We start from the raw sequence: 7,740 nt of genomic DNA on the forward strand, positions 1-7,740 counted from the left end.
CGCCACCACCGAACGCACCGACTTCCTGAAGGCCCGCTTCGACGCCGGCCTCGCCTGGGTCCACTATCCGGTGGGCCTCGGCGGACTCGACGCGCCCCGCTCCCTCCAGCAGGCCGTTGACGCCGAACTCGCCGCCGCCGACGCGCCCGGCAACGACCCGCGCCGCATCGGCATCGGCCTCGGCATGGCGGCCCCCACCATCCTCGGCTTCGGCACCGACGAACAGAAGCGGCGCTTCCTGCGCCCCCTGTGGGTCGGCGAGGAAGTCTGGTGCCAGCTGTTCAGCGAACCCGGCGCCGGATCCGACCTCGCGGCGCTGGCCACCCGGGCCGTCAGGGACGGGACCGGCGACTGGACCGTCGACGGGCAGAAGGTCTGGACGTCCAGCGCCCACCTGGCCCGCTGGGCGATCCTCATCGCCCGCACCGACCCGGACCTGCCCAAGCACCGGGGCATCAGCTACTTCATCTGCGACATGACCGACCCCGGCGTCGAGGTCCGGCCGCTGCGCCAGATCACCGGCGAGGCCGAGTTCAACGAGGTGTTCCTCACCGGCGTACGCATCCCCGACAGCCACCGCCTCGGCCCCGTCGGCGAGGGCTGGAAGGTCGCCCAGACCACCCTGATGAACGAGCGCGTCTCCATCGGCGGCTCCCGCATCCCCCGCGAGGGCGGCATGATCGGCCCGGTCGCCAGGAGCTGGCGCGAGCGCCCCGAACTGCGCACCCCCGACACCCACCAGCGGCTGCTGACCCTCTGGGTGGAGGCCGAGGTCGCCCGGCTCACCGGCGAGCGGCTGCGCCAGCAGCTCGTCGCCGGACAGCCGGGCCCCGAGGGCTCGGGCATGAAGCTCGCCTTCGCCCGGCTCAACCAGGAGATCAGCGGCCTGGAAGTCGAACTGCTCGGCGACGAAGGCCTGTTGTACGGCGACTGGACCATGAGCCGCCCGGAGCTCGTCGACTTCACCGGGCGGGACGCCGGCTACCGCTATCTGCGCTCCAAGGGAAACTCCATCGAGGGCGGCACCAGTGAGGTCCTGCTGAACATCGTGGCCGAGCGGGTCCTCGGCCTGCCCTCCGAACCCCGCAACGACAAGGACGTCGCCTGGAAGGACCTGAGCCGATGACCGTGCCCGCCCAGCCCGCCACCACGCCCGACCTGCTCTACTCAAGGGACGAGGAGGACCTGCGCTCCGCCGTGCGTGCCCTGCTCGCCGACCGGGCCGACGCGCCGACGGTGATCGCGGCGACCGAGTCCGGCACGCCGTACGACCAGCGCCTGTGGTCCTCGCTCGCCACCGGCATCGGCGCGGCCGGACTGCTCGTGCCGGAGAAGCTCGGCGGCCAGGGCGCGTCCCACCGCGAGGCCGCCGTGGTCCTGGAGGAGCTCGGCCGGGCCGTGGCCCCCGCCCCGTACCTGACCAGCTCCGTCGTGGCCACCGAGACCCTGCTCGCGCTGGGCGCCGAGGACGGTCCGGTCGCCGCGCTCCTGGGCGAGCTGGCCTCCGGCGCCCGTACGGCCGTGCTCGCCGTGCCCTTCGCGACCCCGCCCACCGGGGTGGACGCGGTGCTCGCCGCACTGGACGGGACGGTACGCGGCGTCGCCGACGCGGCGGTGGCCGATGTCCTGCTGGTGCCGACCGCCGAGGGCCTGTACGCCGTCGGGACGGCCGACCCCGGCGTCGCCGTACAGCCACTCGTCCCGCTCGACCTGACCCGGCCGCTGGCCGCCGTCACCCTGACCGGGGCCGCCGGGACCCTGCTGGCCGACGCGGCCGCGAGCGCCACCGCCGTACGGCGCGGACTGCTCGCCGGGGCCGGACTGCTCGCCTCCGAACAACTCGGACTCGCGGAGTGGTGTCTGACCGAGACCGTCCGGTACACCCGGGAACGCCACCAGTTCAACCGGCCCGTGGGCTCGTTCCAGTCGCTCAAGCACCGGATGGCGCAGCTCTGGCTGGAGGTCGTCTCGGCCCGCGCCGCCGCCCGCAACGCCGCCGACGCCCTCGCCACCGGCGACCCCGACGCCCCGCTCGCGGTCGCGGTGGCCCAGGCGTACTGCTCCGGCGTCGCGGTCCACGCCGCCGAGGAGTGCGTACAACTGCACGGCGGAATCGGCATGACCTGGGAACATCCCGCGCACCTCTACCTGAAGCGCGCCAAGGCCGACTCGATCGCGTACGGCACGGCGGGCCGTCATCGTCGGACCGTCGCGGAGCTGGCGGAACTTCCGGCTCCGTAGGGGCGTCCTTCGACGCATCGACCCTGGTGCACCCGTCTCGTCCGTCGAGGCGGGCTGTACCAGGGTCTTTTACGTGATGTTTAATTGCACACTGTTCGCAATAACAGCCGATCTTGAACAGGGATGTGCAGACTATGACGGCCCGATCGATACGGGTGGCGATCGCCGCCACGATGGCGACCGCCCTGTCCCTGACCGCAGCCGCCTGCTCGAACCCGGACACCGCGAAGAGCGGATCCGGATCGGGCTCCACCTCGGCCGTCGTCGGCATCGCCTACGAGCCCGACAGCCTGAGCCCGCTGCTCGGCTACGGCAAGGACGGCAACTCCAAGATCTTCGACGGACTGCTCGCCCTGGACGCGGACATGAAGCTCCGCCCCGCCCTCGCCGCCGAACTCCCCGAGGTCAGCGCCGACGGTCTGACGTACACGTACAAGCTGCGCCAGGGCGTGAAGTTCAGCGACGGGAAGCCGTTCGGGGCCAAGGACGTCGTCTTCACCTACCGCACCATCCTCGACGAGAAGACCAACAACGCCTCCCGCACCGAACTGGACGCCGTCAAGGACGTCACGGCGAAGGGCGAGGACACGGTCGTCTTCACGCTGAAGTACCCCTACGCGCCGTTCGCCCAGCGCACCGTCCTGCCCATCGCCCCCCAGCACATCGCGGGCGAGCAGGACGTCAACACCGGGGCCTTCACCACCCGCCCCGTCGGCACCGGGCCCTACGTCCTCACCAAGTGGTCCAAGGGCGAGAAGCTCAGCTTCACCGCCAACCCCCACTACTGGGGCGGCGAACCCGAGGTGAAGAAGTTCACCATGGCGATCATCAAGGACGACGACGTGCGCGCCACCCGGCTGCGCTCCGGCGACCTCGACGGCGCGATCCTGCCGCCCAACCTCGCCAAGGGCTTCGCGGACGAGGCGAGCAAGAAGACGTACGCCGCCACCACCTACGACTACCGCACGGTGACCCTCCCGACCCACAACAAGGTCGCCGGCGACACCGCCGTGCGCCGCGCCCTCGACGTCGCCGTCGACCGCGAGACCATGGTCGACGCCATCCTCAACGGCGACGGCAAGCCCGCCTACGGGCCCGTCCCCACCGACAGCGAGTGGTTCACCAAGGGCACGGAGCGCTCCCACGACCTCCCCGCCGCGAAGAAGATCCTGGACGAGGCCGGATGGAAGCCCGGCAAGGACGGTGTCCGGGTCAAGGACGGCGTGCGCGCCGCCTTCCCGCTCTGGTACCTCACCGGTGACAAGCTCCGCCAGGAGCACGCCCTCGCCTACGCCTCCGACGCCAAGAAGGCCGGCATCGCCATCACCGCCGAGGCCGGCACCTGGGAGGTCATCGAGCCCCGGATGAAGCACGACGCGGTGCTCGCGGGCGGCGGCTCGCCCGCCGACCCCGACTTCGACCAGTACACCCTGCTGAAGTCCTCCCTCGCGGGCGACGGCTTCAACAACATGGCCTGGTACGACAACAAGGCCGTCGACGCCGCGATCGAGGCCGGCCGCAGGAGCGGCGACAAGGCCGAGCGCAAGAAGGCCTACGACACCGTCCAGCGCGAGCTGGTGAAGAACCCGGGCTACACCTTCCTCACCCACATCGACCACCTCTACGTCGTCGACGACCGCTTCGGCCCCCTCACCACCCAGGTCGAGCCGCACGACCACGGGCTGGCCTCCGGCCCCTGGTGGAACGTCGAGAAGTGGTCCACCGAGGGCGCCGGGGGCTCGAAGAAGTGAGCCGACGCCTCCCCTGGGGGCCGATGGCGCGGATGGCGGGACGGCGGGCCCTGTTCGCCGTCCCCGTCCTCGGCGTCGTCACCTTCGGCGTCTTCGCCGTCGCCGCCGCGTCCCCGTTCGACCCGGTCAAGGCCTACGCGGGCACCGCCGGGCTCACCGCATCGCAGGAGAACCTCGACCAGCTGCGGGCCAACCTCGGCGTCGACCAGCCGCTCGTCGCCCGCTGGTGGGACTGGCTGACCTCCGCCCTCCGGGGCGACCTCGGTGACTCCAGCGTGATGCGCCAGCCGGTCGCCGACGTCATCGCCGAGCGCATGGGCTGGTCCGTCCTGCTCGCCGCCACCGCCTTCCTCGTCGCGATCCTGCTCGGCACCGGCCTCGGCGTCCTCGCCGCCCGGAAACCCGGCGGCTGGCTCGACCGGTGCGTCAGCTCCGCCGCGTACACCCTGGAGGCCGCACCCGCCTTCTGGCTCGGGCTGCTCGCCATCTGGTTCTTCGCCCTCAAGCTGGACGTCCTCCCGGCCGGCGGACTCACCGACGCCGCCAGCGACGTCGTCACCTCTCGCCAGGTCGCCTCCCACCTGGTGCTGCCCGCCGCCGTCCTCGGCGTCTCCCAGCTGCCGTGGTTCTTCCTGTACGTACGCCAGGGCGTCGCCGACGCCCTGGCCGAGGACCCGGTGCGCGGCGCCCGCGCCCGGGGACTGAGCGAGCGCACCGTGCTCCTCGGCCACGCCCTGCGCTCCGGGATGCTGCCGATGCTCACCCTGATCGGCTCCCGCGTCCCCGAACTCATCACCGGCGCGCTGCTCGTGGAGACGGTGTTCAGCTGGCCCGGCATCGCCGCCGCCACGGTGGAGGCCGCCACCTCGGTGGACTTCTCCCTGCTCGCCGCGCTCACGGTGCTCGCCACCGCCGCCGTGCTGCTCGGCAACCTGCTCTCCGACCTCCTCTACGGACTCGCCGACCCCCGGGTGGCCTTCGATGGCTGAGACCGCGCTCGCCCTTCCCGGCCGCACCACCCGCCGCGTCCGGATCGTCACCTCGGCCACGATCGTCGTCGCCGTCGCGCTCGCCGTCCTCGTCGTCCCGCCGCTGGCCCAGCTCGACCAGCAGGCCGTCGACCTGGCCAACAAGCTCGACCCGCCGTCCCTCGCCCACCCGTTCGGCACCGACGACGTCGGCCGCGACCTCCTGCTGCGCTGCGTCTACGGCCTGCGCGTGTCCCTGCTCGTCGGCCTGGTCGCGGCCCTCACCGCCACCGTCATCGGCACCGCGATCGGCGCCCTCGCCGGGGCGTTCGGCGGCTGGACGGACCGGGTCGTCATGCGGGTCGTCGACGCCCTGTCCTCCGTGCCGCACCTGCTCCTCGGCATCTTCATCGTCGCGATGTTCCGGCCCGGCGTCTGGCCGGTGATCATCTCGGTCGCCCTGACGCACTGGCTGTCCACCGCCCGGATCGTCCGCTCGGAGGTGCTCTCGCTGCGCTCGCGCCCCTTCATCGACGCGGCCGTCTCCGGAGGTGCCTCCCGCACCCGGGTCATCGTGCGGCACCTGCTCCCCGGCGTGCTCCCGCAGGCCGGTCTGGCGGCGGTCCTGATGGTGCCGCACGCGATGTGGCACGAGTCGGCGCTGTCCTTCCTCGGGCTGGGGCTCCCGGCCCATCAGGCGAGCCTCGGCAACCTCGTCCAGTCCGCGCGCGGTTCGCTGCTCGCGGGGGACTGGTGGCCCACCCTCTTCCCCGGCCTCTTCCTGATCATCCCGACCCTCGCGCTCGCCGGACTCGCCGGAGCCTGGCGCGACCGGATCAACCCGCGCCGGAAATCGGAGCTGATGCTGTGACCGACGCCTCCGAGCCCGCCCGGGCTCCCGTCCTCGACGTCCGGGACCTCTCCGTCCGCTTCCGGATGCGCGGCGGCCGGGACATCGCGGCCGTCACCGACGCCCGCTTCTCCGTCGCGCCGGGGGAGTGCCTGGCGCTGGTCGGCGAGAGCGGCTGCGGCAAGTCCGTCCTGGCCTCCGCCCTGCTCGGCCTGCTGCCCGCCAACGCTCAGACCACCGGCAGCGTGGTGCTCGGCGGGGACACGGACCTGCTCACCGCCGACGAGCGCACCCTCGCCCGCACGGTGCGGGGACGGCGCATCGGCCTCGTACCGCAGAGTCCCGCCGCCCATCTCACCCCCGTGCGCACCGTCCGGGCCCAGCTGGAGGAGAGCCTGCGCGAGCTGACCGGGGTGCGGGGGAGCGAGCTGCCGAAGGCCGTCGTGGCGGCCGCCGACCGTGCCTCGTTCCCCGAGGGCCACCTCGACCGCTACCCGCACGAGCTCTCCGGCGGCCTCGCCCAGCGCGCCGCGACCGCCCTCGCCCTGGTCGGCGACGCCCCGCTGCTGCTCGCCGACGAGCCGACCACCGGGCTCGACCGGGACCTCGTCGAGCGGACCGTCGACGAACTGCGCCGCCACACCGACGAGGGCAGGGCGCTGCTGATCATCACCCACGATCTGGCCGCCGCCGAACGGATCGCGGACCGGGTGGCCGTGATGTACGCGGGCCGGATCGTCGAGATCGCCGAAGCGGCCCCCTTCTTCGGCGCGCCCGGCCCCCGTCACCCGTACGCCCGGGGCCTGCTGAACGCCCTGCCCGAGCGGGACTTCGCCCCGATCCCCGGGATGCCGCCCGAACTGGGGGCGCTGCCCGACGGCTGCGCCTTCGCCGCCCGCTGTGCGCACGCGGACACCCGCTGCACCGGCGAACGCCCTGCCTTCGAGGCGGACCTGGCCTGCCACCACGCACCGCCCGGCCGGACGCACCCCCTCAAGGAGGCCGCCGATGCTTGAGCTGAACCGGATCACCGCCGGATACGACCGCCGCGACCCCGTCGTCCGCGATGTCTCCCTGCACGTCGCGGCGGGCGAGGCGGTCGGTCTGCTGGGCCCCAGCGGCTGCGGCAAGTCCACCCTGGCCAAGGTCGCCGCCCTCCTGCACCGCCCGGACGCCGGAACCATGACCCTCGACGGCACGGTCGTACGCGGCTGGCGGCACCGGGCCCCGCGCGAGCAGCGCACGGCGGTCGGCGTCGTCTTCCAGCAGCCCCGGCTCTCCGCCGACCCCCGGCTCAGCCTGCGCGAACTGATCGCCCAGCCACTGCGGTCCACCGGGCGCCGCCGGGACGTCCCCGAGCGGGTCGCGGAACTGGCCCCGCTGGTCGGTCTCTCCGAGGAGTTGCTGGAGCGCCGCCCGCACGCGGTGAGCGACGGCCAGCTCCAGCGGGCCTGTCTGGCACGGGCCCTGGTGCTGGAGCCCCGGCTGCTGATCTGCGACGAGATGACCGCGATGCTCGACGCCTCCACGACGGCCGCCCTCGTGGCCGTGGTCGAGCGCTATCGCTCCGGGTCCGGGGCCGCCCTGCTCGCGGTCGGCCACGACCGGGTGCTGCTGGAGCGCTGGTGCGACCGTACGGTCCGCTGGGGCGAGCGGACGGCCGGAAGCGAGCGTGTGCCGGTCGGCTGACCGGCGGCTGTCGCCCGAGCGCCCCACGTGAGCAACGCACAGCGAACGGCGCACGAGGAACGACGCAGGCCACGGGCCACGGCCCGTGGCGCCCGGCGAACAACCGATGCGGCCCGGCCGACCGGCGGGCGACGGTCCAGCCAATTCTTGGCAGGTACCTGCCCAGTGGTTGGGGTGCGGCTCCATACTCGACGCGACCGTCCACCCCGCCCGTCCGCCGCTCAGGGAGTCCCCATGGCCC

7 protein-coding genes are annotated in these 7,740 nt (G+C 73.1%); all 7 read left to right on the top strand.

Annotation, left to right across the window (positions count from 1 at the left end):
• A partial coding sequence (locus HET64_RS33585) for an acyl-CoA dehydrogenase family protein (RefSeq protein ID WP_215110988.1) occupies window positions 1-1,126 on the top strand: 1,126 nt, incomplete at its 5' end.
• Window positions 1,123-2,241, top strand: a complete 1,119-nt coding sequence (locus HET64_RS33590; protein ID WP_215110990.1) for an acyl-CoA dehydrogenase family protein — start codon at window positions 1,123-1,125, stop codon at window positions 2,239-2,241. The genes HET64_RS33585 and HET64_RS33590, both read left to right, overlap by 4 nt.
• 134 nt (window positions 2,242-2,375) lie before the next feature.
• The gene (locus tag HET64_RS33595) at window positions 2,376-3,992 is read left to right on the top strand and encodes an ABC transporter substrate-binding protein (protein ID WP_215110992.1); all 1,617 of its coding nucleotides are present in this window, start codon (window positions 2,376-2,378) and stop codon (window positions 3,990-3,992) included.
• Window positions 3,993-4,015: 23 nt separating this feature from the next.
• On the top strand, window positions 4,016-4,981 hold the full coding sequence (locus HET64_RS33600) for an ABC transporter permease (protein ID WP_215110998.1): 966 nt from the start codon (window positions 4,016-4,018) through the stop codon (window positions 4,979-4,981).
• Window positions 4,974-5,831, top strand: coding sequence for an ABC transporter permease (locus HET64_RS33605; RefSeq protein ID WP_215110994.1), 858 nt, complete (start codon window positions 4,974-4,976; stop codon window positions 5,829-5,831). The genes HET64_RS33600 and HET64_RS33605 overlap by 8 nt, the downstream gene beginning before the upstream one ends.
• 65 nt (window positions 5,832-5,896) lie before the next feature.
• Complete coding sequence (locus HET64_RS33610; protein ID WP_251146245.1) at window positions 5,897-6,826, top strand: ABC transporter ATP-binding protein; 930 nt, start codon at window positions 5,897-5,899, stop codon at window positions 6,824-6,826.
• On the top strand, window positions 6,819-7,499 hold the full coding sequence (locus HET64_RS33615) for an ABC transporter ATP-binding protein (RefSeq protein ID WP_215110997.1): 681 nt from the start codon (window positions 6,819-6,821) through the stop codon (window positions 7,497-7,499). The genes HET64_RS33610 and HET64_RS33615 overlap by 8 nt, the downstream gene beginning before the upstream one ends.
• The last annotated feature ends 241 nt before the right edge of the window (window positions 7,500-7,740 follow it).

The organism is Streptomyces sp. McG3 (genome assembly GCF_018619185.1).
Taxonomy (GTDB): Bacteria; Actinomycetota; Actinomycetes; order Streptomycetales; family Streptomycetaceae; genus Streptomyces.